Genomic DNA, 21,773 nt, shown 5'->3' on the forward strand with positions numbered 1-21,773 from the left:
ATATTTCAAAATGATAACGTCCAAGTGTGAAGATTTTATGCAGAAGAAAGATACTTTTATCAATATTATAAAATAAAAACTTCTCGCTCATGAATTTTTCATCATGTCGGGAAGACGTGTCAGGCACTCACACAATTCTGAACGGGGAGAGAGGTGTGGTGAGAGAGGTGTCAGGCACCCATACAATTCTGAAAACTGCAAGATGTTTATACTAAGTAAAAATCCACGTAGACTCCTGCGGGAACGCACGCATCGTAAGCCACAACTGGCGGCGCGATAGCGACGGTTGTGGCTTACATCGTGCCCGCGGAAAGCGTAGTGGATTTTTACGATTAAGGAGCGGGTATTATGCTAGGATTCTTCGAGACGTGCCAGGCACCCATACAATTCTGAAAACTGCAAGATGTTTATACTAAGTAAAAATCCACGTAGACTCCTGCGGGAACGCACGCATCGTAAGACACAACTGGCGGCGCGACAGCGACGGTTGTGGCTTATATCGTGCCCGCGGAAAGCGTAGTGGATTTTTACGATTAAGGAGCCACTGATGCTTAGATTTTTATAAAAAAAAGCCAATAAGTATGTCAAATACTTATTGGCTTTCATAATTATTAAATATATTTTTTAACCCAGTCTAAGAAGTTGTCAATAACTACATCAAGGAATTTCACAGTACCTTCATCAGTTAAATTGCCTTCAGCATCGAATTTTGTGTGTACGGCACCGATATAGACGTCATTACCACTAAGTAATGGAGAATTAATTCCAGGTGAGAATAAAATATCACGTAAATGTAATTGTGCTTTCACAGTACCTAAATTCCCCATTGATGCTCCCATCATGAAAGATGGTTTACCGACCATTACTTTATCTACACGAGATAGCCAGTCAATAGCGTTCACCATAACTCCTGGCACAGTTCCGTTATATTCTGGTGTTACCCAAAGTACCGCATCAGCTGCTTTTACTTTTGCTTTAAAGTCTAAAACTGTTTGTGGTGCTTCATTTTCAATATCTTGATCATACATTGGTAAATCACGTAAGCTTAATACTTCTAGTTCAAACTTTTCTGCATAACGCTTTTGTATAAATTTTGCTAATTGCATATTATAAGATTCTTTACGGATACTACCTACGATTGCTACTACTTTCATGTTGTTTCCTCCTAAATGGTTACTGCCATTAATATTTGTTAAGCTATTTTATTTTATACCGCCCTAATAATAGGTTGCAAATTCTTCAACTGGTTTACGATACCCACGTAAACGTTGACTACTTTCCTTTTCCTTGCCAATTGTCATCATTAAGACAATCTCATGTGTTGCTGGCACATTGAATAATGTGCGCATTTGTTGCTGATCAAAGCCAATCATCGGACATGTATCCCAGCCTCGATTTTTTGCTGCTAACATAAAGAGCATAGCTGAAAGTGATGCATTGCGAATCGCATCTTCCTTCATAAACGCCTCCCCACGTTCTTCGTAAAACTTCGTATTATCATCGATGAGACTATCAAGCTCACAGCTTGTAATAATGCCTAAATCGACCATACCTTGACTAATGTGAGCCGTTTGCTTGTAAGCCTCTTTATCACCTAATACTAAAATAACTCCTGAAGCTGAATGTACTTTATATTGCCCATATGCAGCCTCGCGAACTTTCTCTTTTAATTCATTATCTAACACAACAATGTATTCTGTATGTTGCAAGTTGAATGCTGAAGGTGCAAGCTTGACGTCCTCTAAAATCGGTCGGATATCCTCCTCTGTCATTACAACACCGTCTATAAAATTATTTGCCGATCGACGTTTATCAATTAACTTTGTAAATTCCATGTTGACGTACTCCAATCATCCATTATGCTTTAGTAAAATTGTGTTGCGCAATACTACATATCACCTTACTCATATTCTTTTTCAAATGAAACCGTACTTCTTACTGTATCAATTGGACGAACAAGCCCCTCGATTTGTGCACGTTTAGGCTCTAAGAAAGGCGGTAACGATAATTTTTCCCCTAATGTTTCATATGGCTCATCACCCATAAAACCAGGGCCGTCTGTTGCCCATTCAAATAAGATTTGTGGTGCTACTCGAGCGTACAGTGATTCAAAGAAGTGACGGTTCACATAGCCAGATGTATTGAAACCAAAGCCTTCTAATCGTTCTGTCCATTCGTTTAAAACAGCACGATCTGCTACGCGAAATGCTGAGTGATGCACAGTACCAAAACCTTGACGAGCTGCTGGTAAGATTGTGTTATATTCCACAATAATTTGCGCACCATTGCCTCCCTCTCCGACCTCAAATAAATGGAAGTCACCTTCAGCTGCAATTTCTGTAAAGAGCATTACTTTTTCTAGCATTTCTTTGAAATAATCAAAATTTGCAACACGCACAAATATAGGACCTAATCCTGTAATAGCATATTCGTGTGGAATCGGACCATCTTGCCAAGGAGTACCAGAAGCAACACCTTCGTTGTGTTCATCAGAAATTAGTTGGTACTGCTGATCATCAAAATCAACAAAAGCTAATGTTTGCTTACCGAATTGTTCTTTTATGCCTGTATGTTTAATATTTAAACGGTCAAATCGTTTTACCCAGTAAGCTAATGCTGCATCTGTCGGTACGCGGAATGATGTTTTCGAAATTTCATTTGTTCCATGTACACCTTTTGGTATGTTAGGGAAGTCAAAGAATGTCATATCTGTCCCAGCACTGCCCTTGTCATCTGCAAAAAATAAGTGATATGTTTGTATATCGTCCTGATTTACTGTTTTTTTCACTAAACGCATACCTAATACATACGTAAAAAATTTATAATTTTCTTCTGCGCTACTTGTAATAGCTGTTACATGGTGAATACCTTTTAAATGATTCATTTTAAGTTCCTCCTATTATCTCGAATTCGAGATATATGTTTAAAAAAATTTTATTTATTAATGGCATTAAGACCGACCTTTTTTAAAGCTACATTCATTGTCTCCAACTCCTGTTGGTCTAATACTTCAAAAATTTCATTGATCTTTTGTTCATGGAGTGGAAAAATTCTATCCATTAAGACCTGTCCCTCATCTGTTAACAACGCATACGTAACACGTCGATCTTTAGGACAAGCACGTCGACATACGATATTTTTTTGCTCCAGCTTATCAATAACATACGTAATACTACTACTTGCAATTAAAATTTTTTTACCAATTACTTGAATAGGCTGCTCGCCATGGTGGTACAAAAATTCTAATACCCCAAATTCAGTCTGGTTTAAATCATATTGAAGCAAATCTTTTTTGGTCGCATCCTGAATCGATTGATAAGCACGGAACATAATCGTAAAAGCTTTTAAATAACGATTTTCTTCCTTCATAAGATGCCCTCTTTCTATTTACCTCGAAATAAAATATCTTTAATTCAAGATAATAATATCATATATATTCCCTCACATCAATCATTTTATCTAATTTATTTCATTAGAAAACCTTTTTCAAAGCTAAAAACCCCTATACAACTAAATGTATAGGGAGTTTCTATTATTTCAGTCGTTTAAATTCTTTTTCTGTTCCATCTGCAAACTCTACCTCTACCTCAATCGATTGGTAGTCATCTGTAATATTGAACACTTTAATCACTTGATCAATTACTTCATCATTTGATGTTGTGGAATCAAAAGTTAGTTGCTTAAATAGTGGTTCTAACTTTGTATAAGCCTCATCACCTTGAATTTTTTCATTATTGCGGTCATCTTCTATTTTAGACTCTATACCGTTCTTCTTATTCTCATATTCAACCTCATAAGATTCTGTTGCTGAATAGTCGACGTCCAATGAAAATTCTATAAAGTTAAAGGGTACTTGATCCGTTACATTTTCACCAGCCTGTTGATTTGTGTTTTGCTCTGTTGGAGCATTCGTAGGTACATCCTTTACCTCATCCTTATTACAGCCATAAAGTAATCCAGCTGCTACTGAGAATACTAATAACATTTTATAATTACGCATCATGTTCCACTCCTTTTCTGTTAGTATTCTTCCCTAAAAAAACATGAAATAAACGAAAAAAGATATCTCCTTAAATTAGGAGATACCCTTTTTCTCATCTAGTTAGATGGAAGACCGTCAATCAATTCGTATTAATAGAAGTAATTGCGACCAGTATTATTTTCATGAATGGCACGAGCCAAGCGAAGTGTTGAAACAGCTAAATCTGCATAACTTACTTTTTCAGTTGCATTAAAGTTATTTTGTTGTGCATCGATTAAGCCCATTGCACTTGCTAATGTTACGTAACCTGCATAAGCCGGATCAATAGAACCTGCATCAGCGAAGTTCAACTTGTAAATGTCGTTATGCTTTGCAGCACTTTCTAAACGCAGTACACGAATAAACCATTCTGCAAGCTCTTGACGAGTCAATGTCGCATCAACAGCAAATTCATCTGCTGGTTGTAAAACGCCCATTCTTACTGCTTGTTCAACTATTCCATATAACGGATGTTTAGGATCAATATTATTAAACGATTGATATGTTTCTTCTTCATTTCCATATCCATAGTAGCCATATGTCAATGATTTAAGAATAATTTTTAACGCTTCACCCTTCGTTATAGCAGTATCAGCATTAAAGCTTGCTGGATCTTTCACTTCCAACACATTTTGTGCTAACAAGTAGTTTAATTCCTCTGCAGCTGTTGGGTGAGAAATTTGCGGTTTATTATTTGAATCATCGGCACTACTTACCCATTTGCCTGTTAGTGCATCAATTTGATTATATATGCTGCCCTCATATGACGGTGCATACACTAAATCATAATGATTGCTATCTTCTTTATCCTGTTTAGTGTATTGTAACTTCAGCTTTAACGCATCGCTAAATGTTTCCTTTGCCTTATCAGCTGAGACTGCCTTACTTACAGATGGCCAGTTATCAATTTTTTGTTGATTAATGTTTAATCCACGTAATGAACCGTCAGTACCGACGCTCACATAAATTTCATCACCAACAACAGGAATTCCGTTTACAACACGCGGGAATGAGAAGCCATATTGGTTGCCATAATTATCATATCCATAATCTTCTAACGGTTTTGCATAGTTATGGATATAAGACGGTGCCCACTCTTTTAAGTAGTCAATAGCCTTCGCCAACGCAGCATCTTTCGTAATCTTTTCTGCTTTACTATCTGACTGCACGAAATCTCTACTTACATCGTAATATTGCGTAATTTCACCAGTTGCTTTATTAATTTCAAATGAAGCACCTGAACCACCATTCTCATACATATACATGTAACTTACAGAGTAAAGTGTTTCACCATTTTCATTTTCTCTTTCATCAACCATATCAATTTGTAGCTTTGCCTTGTCAGGATCTACCTTTAAGAAGGTTTTAGCAAATTCCTCTACCTCTTCAACCGTCATACCAGGCTTTCTCGGATCAAGTTGTTCTGAAGATAGCTTTTCAACACCTTTTACATTTGGTGCTTGTGCCACGAAGCCATTTGCTGTTTGCCATTGTCCTGTTAATGCATGTACACCATAGAAGCTTGATGTTGGCATATACACTAGCTTCACTTCACGCTTATCAGATGGATAGTTATAGTCTAAATAATAACGTAACTCTACAGCAAAGTTATCACGAACTTGTGCTAGAACATCTGCCTCGCTCTTTTTCTGTTCTACGCCATCGAACGTTGCCTTTTTAGATACATTTGAATTGCGATATACTTGTACAACTTCTCCATTAGCAAGCACACCAATAGAAATTGTGTGGTTGCTAAGCGTTACACCGTTATGTGTCGGTGCATATGAGAATGAATAAGTAATTGGCTCTGATAATGGTCGTGTGTAATTAAATCCATAATCAAAATCATTTTCTTGTAATTTATAGTTTGCTGTATTTGGGAATTTCTTTAAGAAATCCTGTGCAATTTTTTGTGCATCATCCTTTGAATATTTAGCAGGATATAGCGCATCTGCCACATTAGCTGGCTGGTAATAGAAGCTTTCAAGCTCTAAATCATCACCCATAAAGGTAATACTACCATACACATCTTTACCATTTACTGTTTTTTGGAAACTCAAATCATAACGGATTGTTTTATCGTCGTTATAGTAATGTCCACGCCCCGTATAGAAATCATTATCTGTTAAAAAATTGAACTTCTCTGGGAAAAGCTCACGTAATTTTTTTATAAGTGTACTTTTTGTTACCTTTGTTTCTGTTGAGGCTACTTGAATCTCTATTCTCTCTGAAGAATCCTTTACATTAGCAGAAGCTTGCGCCATTGGAGAAAGTACTCCTACAGAAAATGCAGTAGACGTTAGAATAATCCCCAATTTTTTAAATTTACCCAAAATATCCCTCCTAAAATACAATTTACCTAATTATATATTATATTCCCAAAATAGGAAATAGTATTTACAGATTATTTCCAATAAGAAGAAAATAGATTGGGTATATCATTATCCCTATCAAAGTCATTTCTTCACCACATTAAAGTTTGAGCCGATCAATAGCCAATTTTGCGGGAACGGTAGCCCAAGCTTCCAATAACCTATACCTCTGAGCTTGTACTGCTTAATTAAATTGAACTTCGCTTGAATCGAACGTGCATCTTCAAACCAAACTATATGCGCTCTTCCTTGCTCGTCATAATATTCAAAGAAAGGTGCTTGTGCATTCCAATCGTATTGGATAGCCGCATTATATTTTTTCGCAATCTCAATAGCTCTTTGCGGGCTTACCGCCTCTGCATATGGACCTCCTTGTACAAAAGGCAATGTCCAATCATAGCCATATAAGTTTTGCCCGAGTAAAATCTTATTTGCTGGTATTTCGGTCACGGCATATTTAACAACTGCCTCAACTTCCCGAATTGGTGAAACAGCCATAGGGGGCCCAGCGGAATAACCCCATTCATAGGTCATCAGCAATACAAAGTCCACAATCTCTCCATGCGCTTTATAATCATGTGCTTCAATCCATGGACCTCTCTGATTGGCACTTGTTTTTGGAGCAAGGGCTGTTGAAACCGTATACCCTTCTGCATGGAACCGCTCCACAGCTCTTCTTAAAAAATTGTTGTACGCTTCTCGCTGATCGCCAGGTAAATTTTCAAAATCAAAATGGATATCTTTAATGCTTTTTAAACGCTTTGCTTCTATAAGAATATTGTCAAAAAGTAAATCTTGCACTGCTGTACTTTGGAAAATATCCCTTGCTAAATCGCCACTAAATTGAAAGTTCTCCAAATTCGATACTACCATTGCAACAGCTGCTCCTGAGTCTTCCGCTATTTCAGACACACCATTTCTAGGAGGTTGCTTCAACGTCCCATCTCTCCGTACTTCATAGCTAAATAATGCAAGATAAGTTAAGTAAGGTGATGCTTCTCGCGCTTGATTTAATAATGCTTCACTAACCGCTGTCCCTCTTGGCTCTAAATAAGCCATTGTTTCTGCTCTTGTTTTCGGTGGTGGTGGGATATAAAGTCGCAAACCAACTGATAAAGTCTGGTTTGGCTGAATGCCATTGACCTGTGCAAGTGTTAAATAATTAATACCAAAGCGTTGCCCTATCGACCATAAGCTATCCCCAGGCTGTACATAATAAAAACTGCCGACGATTGGAATGACGAGAGCTTGACCAACTACTAATCGATTAGGCTCTGGAATTTGATTGGCATCTACAATACTTTGAACCGTCGTGCCATACGCATTTGCAATTCCATATAAGGACTCTCCTGCTCGTACAACATGTATTTGAATGCGATTTGCCTCCTTTTTACGTAATGAAACCATAGCCATAAAGCTTATGATATAAAATAAGAAAACATGTCACCTAGTAGCAATCACAATAAAAGTGCCAATAAAAGTGTCAGGCACTCAAACAATTTAATATGTAAGGTATTGTATTTTATAATTAACAAAGTAAAAATTCACTTAAACTCCTGCTCAGACGCACGCAACATAAGACGCAATAAACCACGCGTTAGCGAGGGTTGCGGCTTACTTCGTGCCCGCGGAAAGCGTAGAGGATTTTTACGATTTAGGAGATGATAAGTGTCAGGCACTCAAACAATTTCTAAGATATGACTTGCCAAAGAAAAAATCCACGTAGACTCCTGAGGGAACAGCACATCACGTAAGACGCAATAAACCGCGCGTTAGCGAGGGTTGTGGCTTACTTTTGCCCGCAGAAAGCGTCCGCCCGTAGCGGAAATCTACAGCAGTTAGATGAAAAAAGGTGAAAAAACCTCTCCATTTACATGAGAGGTTTGTGTATTGTTTATTTCTGCGTATTGGATGTAATCATTTCAAATAATAATGGCACATTCGTTCCGCGTTGCAAAGAATTACATCCCTTTGTTAAATAAGCCCAGCTTTCTTTCATTTTTTCTCGGTAAGATTGTGCTGTATCTACATGTAAAAATTCCAAAAGGTACTCTTTAATAGAGCCCGATAAATTTTCCATAAATTCATCTGCTTTTAGCACTTTTTCTGTGGCAACTTCATTGCGCTCATTCCATAATACATGCTCTAAATTCGTAGCAAAATAAAACAACTGGTAAGGAACTTTTAATCGCTCAATACTAAAATGGTCATTTGCTAGCAAAATCTTCACATTATTAGCCTTCATTTCATTTCGTTGTTCGATTTGCTCTTTTCGCCTCTCTGTTTTTACAAAAATGGCTTCCTCCGTATAATATAGATTTTGTTCCATATCTGCATCGATTTTGACAAACTCTGGAGCAATAAAACAACCATCAGCATCTGTAATATGAATAACTGCTGATAAATCTTTCGCTAAAAACTTATACTTTTGTAGATAGTTATGAATGACTCGACTGACACTATTTTTAATATTGGGGATTCGCTTTTTCGCATCCCATTTCGTTAAAATGTCCTCACGTTGCACATCAAAACGGATAGTCGAATCAGCAAAATGCTCATCTAAAAAATCCTCTAAAATTATTTGCTCTGTTTGTCCTTCTACAATTACTAAAAGTACTTTTTTAGTCATGTTGTACACCAGCTTTTCTAAAAGCACGTTTAATTTTGAATGTTTTCGTTTCTTTATAAACCTCTTCATCCTGTCCACCTAGTTGGATGGCACGCAAATAAACGTCTCGTGCATTATTAACCTCTTTAATACCTTTTAGCTGCATATATCGGTAATTCTCATTCGTTGTAGTAAACCATAAGTTTTTAATCGCAAGCACCTCTAACACACGTAAATTGTGAGACGTAAAAATAAGCTGTCCTTTTCCGCCCTCATCAATCACTGTTAACAACTCGCCTAACAAATATTCAAAAACACCCGAATCTAATTCATCAATCACAACACACGCAGTTGGATTGTTATAAACAGCGATCAGTACACTAAGCACAGAAATGATTTTCAAAATCCCTTCCGATTCCGTTCGCAACGGTAGTTCTCGATCACCCCGTTGTGATAAAAATTCAAATCGTATACCCTTTTCACCATTATCTAATAATTGTTCTGTAATGACATGAATTTTAATAGTTAGCCCAGGTATAATAGTCGATAACACTTGATTACTTTGCTCGATCACTTCACATAATACATTGAAAGCATTTTTTGGCAGTAATGCTGGTCCTTTCAAATCATAAGGAATTGAACCCCGCTTTTTTTCCAGATGGATACTAAAGGGCATAATACGTTCTTCAAATAAAGGCGCGATATTTTGATTACTGATTACATGCAAATCACGATTAAAATCAATTGCTAAATTATGCAGTAGCTGTATTTCTAATTCTGTAAGCTTTTCTTGTAGTAATGGCTTTAAATCTTTATGGAAAATAAATGATAGATATTGTTTTCGTGCTAGTTGTTGAATGACGAGCGTTTTTATACGCATTTTTTCACTCAGATCACGTAAGGAGCTTTTTCGTATTTGAACGTCCTCATCTGTAACATTTACTAAAACTTTTGATCGCTTTCCTTTTTCATTTTCTCTATAAGTTAGTCGCTCCGCAATAATAAATAACCGTTTTTCATCTTCACATAAAGTAGCATGATAGTTCACAAAAAATGTACCGAATTGATTTTCCACTAAAAATTCAAAATCTATCTTAGCTGTATCTTCCCCTGCCATGATTAAACGCTTGTCTTGTGACGGTAATTTCACTTCAGCTAACCAACCAGAAATAATTGTCTTTAATAAACTAAATGCGTCAACGATAGTCGTTTTCCCAGACCCGTTTTGACCGTACACGCCAACAACATTCGCCTTCATAAGCGAAGTGAAATCCACTGCTAATGTTAGCTCGCCATTTTTTACATTCCTTAAGTTTTGTACCTTTATTTTTTTTATTTTTATAATAGCCATCAAAACACCCTTTTAAGTCTTTTCTTTTTATTATAATTAAAATTGATATTTTTTATAACAATTTGAAATTTAATATTATTGCTTCCTTATTTATATACTGAGCCATTTGCCTATGATTAATATAATACGGGACATATGTTAGAGAAGAAAAATGAAGAAAGGTGTGTTTCATTGGTTAATCCTAGATTAGCGCCAGAAGATTTTAATCAACAGTTCCGTCCTGGAATGAAAATATGGGTTACTCTCCCTACAGGCACATATTCAGGTACATTGATTCGAACATTTGGTAAAGACGGAAGAACTGCCGAAATTCAGTTAGATTCTGGTCAAGTAATAACGGTTGATGTGAACCAAATTACAGCAGCAGGGACAGGTTTCCCTCCTGGCGGTGGCTCATATCCGCCCCCTTATCCACCACCATATCCGCAACCTTATCCGCCACAACCGTATCCACCACAGCCATATCCACCACGTCCATACCCGCAACCGTACCCGCCTATGCCATACCCTGGTGGACAATATCCAGGCGGTCAATTACCTGGACTCCCTGGACTCCCTCCATTATTACCAGGTATGCCCAATATTTTACCTGGCATCTTTGGTAATCCGAGATAATAAAAAAAGGCTTTCCACTTGTTCATAACTGAACTGCTGGAAAGCCTTTTTATTATTTTACATAAAGTGTACACAACTTTTTGCAAACATTTGTCATAATATTTGTCTAAAATAACAATTAAGAATTTTAAAAGTTGGTCTCCAGAAACAAATTGTACTATTATTAGTGTTTTTTCTATTAATAATATGCCTGTACTCCGTTTTTTAGTGATATAAAAACACTATATTTTTAATTCTCACTCCTAAATTTCACAGTTGAAATAGTAGGATTTTTGGGTTGTGAATCATATTTTTTGGCAGTATAGTTGTTTATGGTTAGGGGATGAATGGATTATTTTACTAACAATGAAATAATGATAAATAGTATAGGAATGAACTTCTATATATGACTTTATCATGACGGTCAATTGTAACATTGTACTATTCCTATTACATTTGGCTTTCACATTATCGGCCGTCCCTTTTTCACTTGAAATATGTTTTTTACAATTTTAGGAGGAAGAGTATGAAGAAAAGTAAGAAGCAGCAAATGTCCATAAGCAAAAAATTAACTTTCACCATGGTTAGTATTTTATTGCTATTTGGACTAGTTACTATGGGATTTTCTTATTATATAGTGAAAAACAGTAACTTAAAAGATATGGATGAATCCCTCTATGATAAAGGCATGATTTTATCAAAAACAATAGATCAAGAAGCATTGAAATCGGCATTGAAACAACCAAATGCTAATAATAACGATGTCCTTCGTTTAACTGAAGAAATGGATGCCATCAATGATAAATCAGATATTATTACAAATCTCTTTCTTATTACAGTAGATGGTGAAAATATTAATGCGCCTGTTTTATCTTCAAGTGTTCTTGAAGTTGGTGCAGAATATAACCAAGATATGATTGCCATGGGTCTTTCACCAGATTTTCTTGCACGCATAAAGGAAGTTTTTGAAACAAAAGAGGCAACAGCTACAGAAATCTATAAAGATGAGTTTGGAAGCTATAAAACAGGGCTTACGCCAATATTAGATGATGACGGTTCAATGTTAGCTGCCTATGCCATCGACTATGATGTATCCATGGTAACGGCTAAAGCACTTTCAGAAGCAATGTGGGTGTTGTTAATTACTGTATTATTCCTTATCGGGTCTTCTATCGTCGTTTACTCTCTATTAAAAAAGAAACTAACTCCTATTCAACAGCTATCTTTGCAATCTAAAAAAGTTGCTGAAGGTAATTTGGAGCTAGAAGCTTTACCTGTTCAATCAAATGATGAAATTGGCGTGCTTACAAATAATTTCAATGTAATGATTGGTAGTTTACGAACAGTTATTCAAAGCGCAACGAATGTTTCTTCACGTGTTTCCAATACTGCACAAATTTTATCAAGCAATATGCAGGAAGCAACGGATTCTTACAATAGTGTAGCTTCATCAATGCAAGAAATAGCAAGTGTTGCAGATTTACAAGTGCAAAAGGCGAAAGAAAGTTCAGTTACGATTGAGGAAATGAGTATTGGCATTCAACGTATTGCCATGACATCAAATCAAATATCTGAATCTTCTATTCTTGCTTCTGAGGAAGCTGAAAAGGGTAATGATTCTACAAACAAATCTGTCGCTCAAATGAATGCCATTAGTAAAGCTGTAAATCAATCGGCATCATCTGTCAAAATGCTAGGTGAACACTCAAATAAAATCCAAGAAATCGTTGGTATTATTACAGGTATTGCGTCTCAAACAAATCTACTAGCATTAAATGCCGCAATAGAAGCTGCTCGTGCAGGTGAAGCTGGTAGTGGATTTGCTGTAGTCGCTGACGAAGTGCGCAAGCTAGCAGAACAATCAGAGGCATCCGCAAGAGAAATTTCTACGTTAATCTCGCGTATTCAACATGATACAAATGAATCAGTAAATGTCATGATACATGCGGTAGAAGAAGTGGATAATGGCTTAATTATGATTAATGATTCCGAAAAATCATTTGGCCAAATTTTAACTTCAATCCATCATGTTACGGGTCAGATTCAAGAATTATCAGCAACTATTGAAGAGATGGCAGCTGGGATGGAAGAAGTTACATCCGCTGTTCAAGATATGGAACAATTCTCTGTAAATTCTCGAAACAATACAAGTACAGTAGCCGAAACATCTGCTACACAGCTCAACACAGTACAAAGAGTTTCAGAAGAGGCACAAGTATTAACAGATTTATCAGATGAATTATTAACTGTTGTAAATACCTTTATTGTGAAATAATGTACGAAAAATCTTATAGCGTTACCTATCGTCGATGCTACGGCATCGGCGATGTATTTATTCATATTGTTTCCTCACGATAATATTTACTTCTAGTTGCACTAATTGGGCACAGTCCCTCTACTTTCAAAAATAGGAGTTGTGATGATTGAATAGAGAACTTAATTTACTTACAGCAGATTATCAAACGAACTATAATGAGCAACAACCGCTACCAGCCCATTGTACGCAATTGTTAACAGCAGAAGATAAAGCAGTATATCAAGCTTTAAATCAAACAAAAGCCTTCTATGCGAAAGATCAAACAATACCTAACGTATTTTATCAAGCTGTAGAACAGTTTGCTGATAGAATTGCATTATCATTTAATGGTGGTTCCATGAACTATCGTCAGCTTAATGAACGATCTAATCAAATCGCTCATATGTTGCAAAACAATGGTTTACAAAAAGGTGCCAAAGTAGCAATCGTCATGGAACGTAGTCCGGAAACTGTTATCAGTTTACTTGGTGTTCTAAAAGCAGGCGGTATATATGTACCGATTGATCCTAGCTATCCAAAAGAACGTTGTCATTACCTATTAAACGATACAGGTGCACCATTCATATTAATAAAAGAAGAACATACTCAATTACTCAATGATTTACTACATAACGATTCCCAATCTCGTAAAGTGTTTACACTTAATCAAATGGAAATCACATTTTCAAAAGACAATATCCATACCGAGCTCAGCCCTGCTGATTTAGCCTATATTATTTATACATCAGGCTCGACAGGCAAGCCAAAAGGCGTAATGCTTAAGCATGAATCTGTAATCAACTTAATTACTGATAATCAAAGAATCTACCAAGCAACTAAATATGATGTCTTTTCACAATTTATCTCCTATAGTTTTGATCCATCTGTCACTGAAACATTTACTGCTTTTTTCTCTGGCGCACGATTACATATGCTCACAAGTATTGAACGTGTTTCAATAGAAGCATTTGCGGAGATGATTGAGCGTGAAAAAGTGACAACCGCCACAATTCCAAATGCATTCTTTACGCAGCTAGCTACGCACCTTTCAAGTGATCACCGAGATAAATTATCGACTCTTAAATATTTATCTGTTGGTGGCGAAGCACTTATGCCTGCCGTTATACAAAAGTGGCAAGAAAAATTCGGCACAACGACTGAAATTATTAATGTATATGGACCGACAGAATGTACAGTACTGTCCTCTTACCATAAAGTGAAAGATACTGTAATTGATAATCAATCAAGCATTCCAATTGGTAAGCCTATTGCCAATTACGAAATGTATATTATCAATAACGATGGTCAGCTTTGTCCTGTCAATGAAGCAGGAGAACTTTACATAGCAGGTGCTGGTCTTGCTGCTGGCTATTTAAATCAACCTGAAAAAACTGCTGAAGCATTTGTCCCACATATATTATCAAATGAACCTGGAAGATTAATGTATCGAACAGGTGATTTAGTTCGTTTATTACCGAGCGGTGTAATTGAATTTGTTGGACGTAAAGATTCTCAAATTAAAGTAAGAGGGTTCCGAATCGAGCTAGGGGAAATTGAAACGGTATTAAGTAATCACCCAAGCATTCAAGAGGCTGTTATACTTGCCAAGAAAATGGGCGATGGAAATAATAGCTTGTTTGCCTACTACACTTTAATCGGCGGTAGTAAGGAAGAACAAACAGCCATTAGACAGTATTTAGCTGGTCATTTACCAGACTATATGGTGCCCGAACGATTAATTGAAGTGCAGGAAATGCCGTTGTCCCCTACTGGCAAAATCGATCGAAAACAATTAGCAGCTATCGAGGTAACAACGCCTTTACCAAGTCATTACGATGCACCTGAGAATCCAATACAGGAACTACTAGCCGCTGCTTGGCAACATGTACTTGGTATTGAACGTGTCGGTATTCATGATAATTTCTTTCATATCGGTGGACATTCATTAAAAGTACTTGAAATTTTAGTACAAGTGAAAAAGCATATTCCGTTTTTAAAAATACAAGACTTTTTCCAATATCAAACGATTGCAGAACTAGATCATTACATTTGTAACTATCAACCCGAAACGAATGATACACCAAAGCAGCTTGAAGACTTTGTACGTAAAGATTTGATGGAACCAAGCCGTCTTGCTATTGCTCAAACAGCAACACCTTTAGCCATGCAATCGGTACTGTTGACAGGCGCTACTGGCTATTTAGGAAGTCATATTTTATATGAGCTTTTAAATAATACAAATACTCATATTTACTGCTTAATAAGACAAAGCGCACATACTACACTTGATGAAAAACTAAAAGATAGCATGGCATTTTACTTCAATGAAGACATTGTGGCATTGCTGCAAAATCGTGTAACTGTTATCCAAGGCGATTTGAGTAAAGAAAAACTTGATTTATCAGCTAAAGATTACGCTACACTGACTGAAGAAATTGATGCTATTATCCATTGCGGAGCAGATGTAAGACATTTCGGGGCTGCCACGCATTTTAATGATGTCAATGTGGAAGGGACTAGATATTTACTAGAGCTTGCTAAAAGAAAAGCAGGTGTCCATTTCCACTATGTTTCAACGATTGGTATTCCAGAGGAACTTGCAGCAACACAATGGGGAGAAAAACAAGCACTTGGTGAATTTGATTACGATGTTTCCCTTTCAAATGTTTATACCCAAAGTAAGTTAGAGGCTGAAAATCTTGTTAGAAATGCAGTGAACGATAACATTCCTGTTTCCATTTATCGTGTTGGCAATTTAACATGTCATTCCCAAACAGGAAAATTCCAGCGCAATATAGATGATAATGCATTTTACCGAATGATGAAATCGATGCTTCATTTAGGAAAAACACCGACAGCAAATTGGCATGTTGATTTTACGCCAATCAATTATGCTAGCCAAGCACTTATAGCTTTAGCACGTCAACCAAAATCCAATGGGCACATATTCCACCTATGTAACCCTGTACCCTTAGCCTATCTTGACTTGATAGATACAATAAAAGATATGGGCTATGAGCTAGATATTGTTGCAGCAAATGAATATGAAGATTGGCTTTTACATTCGGAGCACCCTAAAGAATTACAAGAATATTTATCATTAGCAATAGCTCAGCTTGAAGGTGATGGCGCAAGTGATTCACCATTTATATTTAATAGTGAAAAAACACAGCAATTTTTAATGGGCACGGATATTTCATGTGCAGAACCAAATTCAGCATTTATTCGCAAGATGATTATGTACGGTATCGAATTAGGTTATTTCCCTGAACCTAAGCCAGTAGCTGTTCGATAATGCTAAAATTCAATGGTGTACAAGTATTTGCACTCCCCATTGGACCACCATTAGCAACATTTGAATGGGAACAGTATTATGCAAAACTTTCTCCTGTTGAGCAAACTAAAATTTTGCAATATCAACAGTGGCAGGATCGACAACGAGCCTTATTAGGAAGCATTATTTCCAGATGGGCAATTCAGCATTTGACTGCCACACAAGATGTACAAATTGTAAGAAATGAACATGGTCGACCTTATGCTGTAGGAAATGATGATTGGAATGGTGATTTTAATCTTTCCCATTCAGGAGATTGGCTTGTCATGGCCTTAACGAAAAATGGTCATGTTGGCATTGATGTGGAGGAAATTAAGCCTGTTACGAAAGAAGTTATGCACTATGCCATGACAGAGAATGAAATAGCAGGCATTGACGAAATTGTGGAACCGCTACGATTAATAAAATTTTATGAACTGTGGACATTAAAGGAAGCTCTCTTTAAAACTACCTTATGTCCACATCCATCACCACACTTAATCGATACGACGGATGAACAGGTATTTCAAAGCATATCTACACAGTTGATTTATCTTGATGAACGACACCCTATCTCCATCTGCTGGGATTGCGCACCCCATATAAATTTAACCGTTTTGCATAGACATCAGCTTCTCTAACTATGCTCAGCGTATGGCAAAAGGCATCACTTCACTGAAGTGATGCCTTTTGTCTTTTGGTGCCAGGCACTCAAACAATTTCCTTGCATTTTTTTAAGCTCTAAGGAAAAATCCACGTAGACTCCTGCGGGCACAGCACGAGTTGTAAGACGCAACAAGCCGCGCGTCAGCGAGGGTTGCGGCTTACATCGTGCCCGCGGAAAGCGTAGTGGATTTTTCCGATTTTAGGAGCCGATACTGTACTAGGTACGGATGCGTGGTGCCAGGCACTCAAACAATTTCCTTGCATTTTTTTAAAAGTTCTAAGGAAAAATCCACGTAGACTCCTGCGGGCACAGCACGAGTTGTAAGACGCAACAGGCCGCGCGTCAGCGAGGGTTGCGGCTTACATCGTGCCCGCGGAAAGCGTAGTGGATTTTTCCGATTTAGGAGCCGATACTGTACTAGGTACGGATGCGCGGTGCCAGGCACTCAAACAATTTCCTTGCATTTTTTTAAAGCTCTAAGGAAAAATCCACGTAGACTCCTGCGGGCACAGCACGAGTTGTAAGACGCAACAAGCCGCGCGTCAGCGAGGGTTGCGGCTTACATCGTGCCCGCGGAAAGCGTAGTGGATTTTTCCGATTTTAGGAGCCGACATTATGGCTAAGTGCCAGGCACTCAATCAACGTTTCCCATTCAAAAAACTATCTCCATTATTTAAACAAATCAGGGTACATTTCTTTTGCTAAAGCTTCCATACCATCTATCGTGTTGTAACCATATCCGAACATATAATTGTAATCAACAATATACATCTGCTTATTTTTAATGGCTTTCATACTAGATAGTTTCGGATTTGCATAAATCTCTTCCCTCACTTTTGTAAGATCTGAACCATCCCAGTTAGGAATAATTAAAACATCTGGATCTGCAGCAATTAACGTTTCAATGCTAACATCCCCTGTCTCATCCTTGAAAATATTATCTAATTTCACCATTTTAAATGCATCGTTAAAAAACGTCTCATCATGTGCTGGATAAACAAAAAGCTCTTTTGGATCGTTCGTATGCAAATAAGCAAATGTTTTTTCGTCTTTAATGCTTGCTAATTTTGAAGAAATATCTTGTTGTCTATCTTTTAACTCTTTTATAAAGCTCGCTGCTTTGTCTTGAACATTAAAGATTTCACCGATATTTTTAATGTCATTATAAATAGAATCATACGTACCACCTGTCACTGATGATTCTAATACATAAGTTTTCACGCCTAATTCATTAAGTGAATCAACTGTACCTACTCCCCATTCAGCATTATCAAACAAACCGCCTCTGCCAAAAACTAAATCTGGATTCGTACCTAATGTAACTTCTTTTCCAACGTACTCATTACTTAAAATATTTAACTTTGAATACTCATTCTCTACAGCTTTATCAACCGCTCCAAAGTTTGCACCAACACCGACGATTTTATCACCTAAGCCTAAATGCAATAATAATTCTGCTGCTGGACGTGTATTGGCCATTATTCTTTCAGGTGCCTTATCAAATACTTGATCTTTCTTTTCCCAAGTAGAGCCACCCTCTGCCTTTGAATAATTAGCAACTGTCAGCGGATAATGCTCTGTTGCTTTTGATTCCTCCGTTGTATTTTTTGCTGTGTTACCACATGCTGTTAATATACATATCGCTACTAAACTGATGCCTACTAATAGTTTCTTCATCATTGAGTTCCTCCTAAAGACCATATGCAAATCCTAATCCCTTTGTTACAGGATTAATGAATGTTTGGCATTTTATTTGATATAAAGCTTCAATTGTATCTGGTATAAGTACTTCTTCTGGTGTACCATGTGCATAAATTTCCCCATCCTTTACTGCATAAAGATAATCGCAGTACTGTGCTGCCATCTCTAAATCATGCAGCGCTGCTAGTACACCAATGTTTAACCCCTTTACACAAGATAAAATTTCAATTTGATAATGAATATCTAAATGGTTTGTTGGTTCATCTAAAATCATAAATTTTGGCTGCTGTGCAATTGTTCTTGCTAAAATGACACGTTGCTTTTCACCACCAGACAATGATAAAAAACTACGATTTTTGTAATCTAGTAAGTTCGTACGTACCAACGCTTCCTCTACAATATCAAAATCCTGTTGTGTGTCAGACTCAAGCATTTTTTTATGTGGTGTTCTGCCTAACAACACCATTTGCTGAACCGTTAAATCAAAATGCATCTCATTGAACTGACCAACTACACCTAAGTGTTTTGAAATCTTTTTTTCTGAGCTTTTTAAAACATCTAGATTATCTAAAAACACCATTCCCTTCTGTGGAACAAGGCTTTTATATATACTTTTTAATAAAGTCGATTTTCCGCATCCGTTTGGTCCGATTAAGCCCACAAATTGTTGCTTTTTAACTTGAATAGATATATTTTTAACGATTTCCTTTTTGCCGATCCTAACTTCCATTTCCTGTGCAACTAATTCCATTTTTCTACCCTCCGAAGTTGTAACCTTTTTTTACAATCATATAGATAAATAATGGTGATCCTATAACAGAAGTAATGATCCCAATAGGTAATTCAACATTTTGTATTAAAGTTCTCGACAAAACATCTGCCCAAATCATGAAAAGTCCGCCTAAAAGTAATGTCCCTAGCATTAATCGTTTATGATCTGCACCAAATAGACCTCTTGTAATATGAGGAATAATTAATCCTACGAAGCCTATCATGCCTGCATAGGCAACCATTGTGCCTGTTATGAGCGACGTGAGAATCATATAAAATTTACGATATACGCTTAAATTGATACCTAACGTTATAGCTGATTCATCACCTAATAGCATTGTATTGAGCACTCGATATTGGAAAAGGAACAACAATGCTCCAAGTACAATTACAATCGCCAAAATCGGTGTTTTTTCCCAGCTTGCAGAGGCTAAACTTCCCATTGACCAAAAAGTAACTGTCTTAATCCCTTCCGCATTATTTGCAAAAAAGATAATAAGGCTTGAGAAAGAGCTACACAAAGCTCCAATGACAACACCTGATAAGACGAGTTTTATTGACGTTGCCTTCCCACCAATACTTGATAATATAAGCACTGCCATTGACGTAATCATTGCGCCAGCAAATGCTCCGAACGCTACACCAAACTGTGATAATAGTGCACTACTTCCGAACCCGACTAAAATGGCAAATGTTGCGCCTAATGATGCGCCTGATGAAATACCAAGTATGTATGGATCAGCAAGTGGATTTTGTACGACTGCTTGCATAACAGTCCCACATAAAGCAAGTCCTATGCCAATAAGTAAGGCAAAAATCACGCGTGGCATCCTCACCTGTAAAATAATATTCAAAAAGGATTCACTGTCCACACTATCAAGCGAACCAAATTTGCCATTGGACATAGCGTGCAATAGAATGCTCATTGTTTGCTTGAAGGGGATACTGACTTGCCCAATTGATACAGAATAAACGGCAGAAATAAATATGGCACCAATTAAAAGTAGGATAATCACATAATATATTTTGCCCATTCCTATTCTGCTAACATCCTGTTTATCCAAAATTTCACCTCTATCTAACACTTAATTGATAATGATTTTCATTATCAATTACTATATTAATTTATAATGTTGTGAAAAACAACATGAAATTTAAAATAATATTATCCATAATTTACCTTGATAAAAAACCCCATTGCATTCACACTTACAGCAACGGGGTTTTAATTTTTCCTGTTCTAAAAGCAATTTAATAAATACGCTAAGGAGATTTACAATGCACAACATTACTTTTGACCATATAGAAAAAATTGGTCATATCATTTTTGAAGATGAACTTTGCCAGCATGTTCATTATCCAGAAATGCTAAGTCGGTATGATAGTAATTTTATTTTATTTAAAACGATGCCTGCATTAACTGCATTTAAGAAAACGGAACAGATGCTACGGATTTTCCATCAGAAACATGATCAGAAGCATTTAAAATTCATTTTTCCAGCTAATGAGAAGCTATCAAGCGATATTCATATGTATTTAACTGAAAAAAATTATGACATTGGGTTTCTTGAATTATATTCAATTGAGCCAAGCCAATTTGCAACGAACGTCCATCGACATGTTGATGTCCAGCTTGTGACAGAAAACAATTTACAAGCTTTTTTAAAGCTACAGTATGAAGAGGATTTAAAATATGGCGAAACTTTCGCCACAGAAAAACAAGCATTTCTAAAACAGCGTTTTCATGATCCTTCCAAATATCAGCTCTTAGCCTATTATGACGGCATCCCAGTTGGTTCTATGGAACTTATTGAGGAAGAAGCAACAGTTGAAATTGATAACTTATTTGTACTAGAAGCCTTTCAACGTAAAGGAATAGGTTCCCAACTTCAACAATATGTCATGCAAAAATTTCAACATAAAATCGTTATTTTAGTAGCAGATGGGGAAGATACCGCTAGAGAAATGTATCAAAAACAAAACTATGTATATCAAGGTTTTCAATATGAAGTGTTACAGGTCGAAGGAGATTAATCTAGCTAGATTCCTAAAGAAGGCACCTAATTGAGCCCCTCGCAT

Annotated in this window: 17 protein-coding genes; 5 read left to right on the forward strand and 12 right to left on the reverse strand. The window is 36.8% G+C overall.

Going from position 1 to position 21,773, the window contains the following annotated elements:
* Nucleotides 1–611: 611 nt before the first annotated feature.
* From FH508_RS21355 to FH508_RS21395, 9 genes are all read right to left on the reverse strand, one after another.
* Complete coding sequence (locus FH508_RS21355; RefSeq protein ID WP_173478871.1) at nt 612–1,154, reverse strand: NADPH-dependent FMN reductase; 543 nt, start codon at nt 1,152–1,154, stop codon at nt 612–614.
* 63 nt (nt 1,155–1,217) lie between these two features.
* Complete coding sequence (locus tag FH508_RS21360) at nt 1,218–1,835, reverse strand: nitroreductase family protein (protein ID WP_173478872.1); 618 nt, start codon at nt 1,833–1,835, stop codon at nt 1,218–1,220.
* A gap of 65 nt (nt 1,836–1,900) precedes the next feature.
* Nucleotides 1,901–2,884, reverse strand: coding sequence for a ring-cleaving dioxygenase (locus FH508_RS21365; protein WP_173478873.1), 984 nt, complete (start codon nt 2,882–2,884; stop codon nt 1,901–1,903).
* A gap of 50 nt (nt 2,885–2,934) precedes the next feature.
* Nucleotides 2,935–3,369: a MarR family winged helix-turn-helix transcriptional regulator gene (locus FH508_RS21370; protein ID WP_173478874.1), complete on the reverse strand. Its 435-nt coding sequence runs from the start codon at nt 3,367–3,369 to the stop codon at nt 2,935–2,937.
* A gap of 163 nt (nt 3,370–3,532) precedes the next feature.
* Nucleotides 3,533–4,003 (reverse strand): YusW family protein, encoded by a 471-nt coding sequence (locus FH508_RS21375; protein WP_228134170.1) that lies wholly within the window; start codon nt 4,001–4,003, stop codon nt 3,533–3,535.
* 128 nt (nt 4,004–4,131) lie between these two features.
* Nucleotides 4,132–6,354: a YcdB/YcdC domain-containing protein gene (locus FH508_RS21380; RefSeq protein WP_173478876.1), complete on the reverse strand. Its 2,223-nt coding sequence runs from the start codon at nt 6,352–6,354 to the stop codon at nt 4,132–4,134.
* A 123-nt stretch (nt 6,355–6,477) separates the two neighbouring features.
* The gene (locus FH508_RS21385) at nt 6,478–7,800 is read right to left on the reverse strand and encodes a glycoside hydrolase family 18 protein (RefSeq protein ID WP_173479110.1); all 1,323 of its coding nucleotides are present in this window, start codon (nt 7,798–7,800) and stop codon (nt 6,478–6,480) included.
* A 487-nt stretch (nt 7,801–8,287) separates the two neighbouring features.
* A complete protein-coding gene (locus FH508_RS21390) occupies nt 8,288–9,022 on the reverse strand; it encodes a hypothetical protein (RefSeq protein WP_173478877.1) in 735 nt (244 codons plus the stop codon).
* On the reverse strand, nt 9,015–10,352 hold the full coding sequence (locus FH508_RS21395; RefSeq protein ID WP_173478878.1) for an AAA family ATPase: 1,338 nt from the start codon (nt 10,350–10,352) through the stop codon (nt 9,015–9,017). The genes FH508_RS21390 and FH508_RS21395 overlap by 8 nt, the downstream gene beginning before the upstream one ends.
* Before the next feature lie 171 nt (nt 10,353–10,523).
* Here FH508_RS21395 and FH508_RS21400 point away from each other — a divergent pair, with 171 nt between their 5' ends.
* From FH508_RS21400 to FH508_RS21415, 4 genes are all read left to right on the forward strand, one after another.
* Nucleotides 10,524–10,967 (forward strand): hypothetical protein, encoded by a 444-nt coding sequence (locus FH508_RS21400; protein ID WP_173478879.1) that lies wholly within the window; start codon nt 10,524–10,526, stop codon nt 10,965–10,967.
* A gap of 505 nt (nt 10,968–11,472) precedes the next feature.
* Complete coding sequence (locus tag FH508_RS21405; protein WP_173478880.1) at nt 11,473–13,221, forward strand: methyl-accepting chemotaxis protein; 1,749 nt, start codon at nt 11,473–11,475, stop codon at nt 13,219–13,221.
* Between the two features lie 148 nt (nt 13,222–13,369).
* The gene (locus FH508_RS21410) at nt 13,370–16,537 is read left to right on the forward strand and encodes a non-ribosomal peptide synthetase family protein (protein ID WP_173478881.1); all 3,168 of its coding nucleotides are present in this window, start codon (nt 13,370–13,372) and stop codon (nt 16,535–16,537) included.
* Entirely contained in the window at nt 16,537–17,196 is a 660-nt protein-coding gene (locus tag FH508_RS21415; RefSeq protein WP_173478882.1) for a 4'-phosphopantetheinyl transferase family protein, read from the forward strand. Before FH508_RS21410 ends, FH508_RS21415 begins: the two co-directional genes overlap by 1 nt.
* Before the next feature lie 695 nt (nt 17,197–17,891).
* Here FH508_RS21415 and FH508_RS21420 read toward each other — a convergent pair.
* From FH508_RS21420 to FH508_RS21430, 3 genes are read right to left on the reverse strand one after another with little or no spacing between them, the layout of a single operon-like run.
* Entirely contained in the window at nt 17,892–18,902 is a 1,011-nt protein-coding gene (locus FH508_RS21420) for an ABC transporter substrate-binding protein (RefSeq protein WP_173478883.1), read from the reverse strand.
* 10 nt (nt 18,903–18,912) lie between these two features.
* On the reverse strand, nt 18,913–19,674 hold the full coding sequence (locus tag FH508_RS21425; RefSeq protein ID WP_173478884.1) for an ABC transporter ATP-binding protein: 762 nt from the start codon (nt 19,672–19,674) through the stop codon (nt 18,913–18,915).
* Nucleotides 19,675–19,678: 4 nt separating this feature from the next.
* Nucleotides 19,679–20,728 carry a FecCD family ABC transporter permease gene (locus FH508_RS21430; protein ID WP_173479111.1) on the reverse strand — a complete coding sequence of 350 codons (1,050 nt, stop codon included), beginning with the start codon at nt 20,726–20,728 and terminating at the stop codon, nt 19,679–19,681.
* A 244-nt stretch (nt 20,729–20,972) separates the two neighbouring features.
* Between FH508_RS21430 and FH508_RS21435 the strand changes: the two genes are divergently transcribed.
* Nucleotides 20,973–21,728 carry a GNAT family N-acetyltransferase gene (locus FH508_RS21435; protein WP_173478885.1) on the forward strand — a complete coding sequence of 252 codons (756 nt, stop codon included), beginning with the start codon at nt 20,973–20,975 and terminating at the stop codon, nt 21,726–21,728.
* Nucleotides 21,729–21,773: the final 45 nt, after the last annotated feature.

It is taken from the genome of Lysinibacillus sp. CD3-6 (assembly GCF_006351725.2).
Taxonomy (GTDB): domain Bacteria; phylum Bacillota; class Bacilli; order Bacillales_A; family Planococcaceae; genus Lysinibacillus.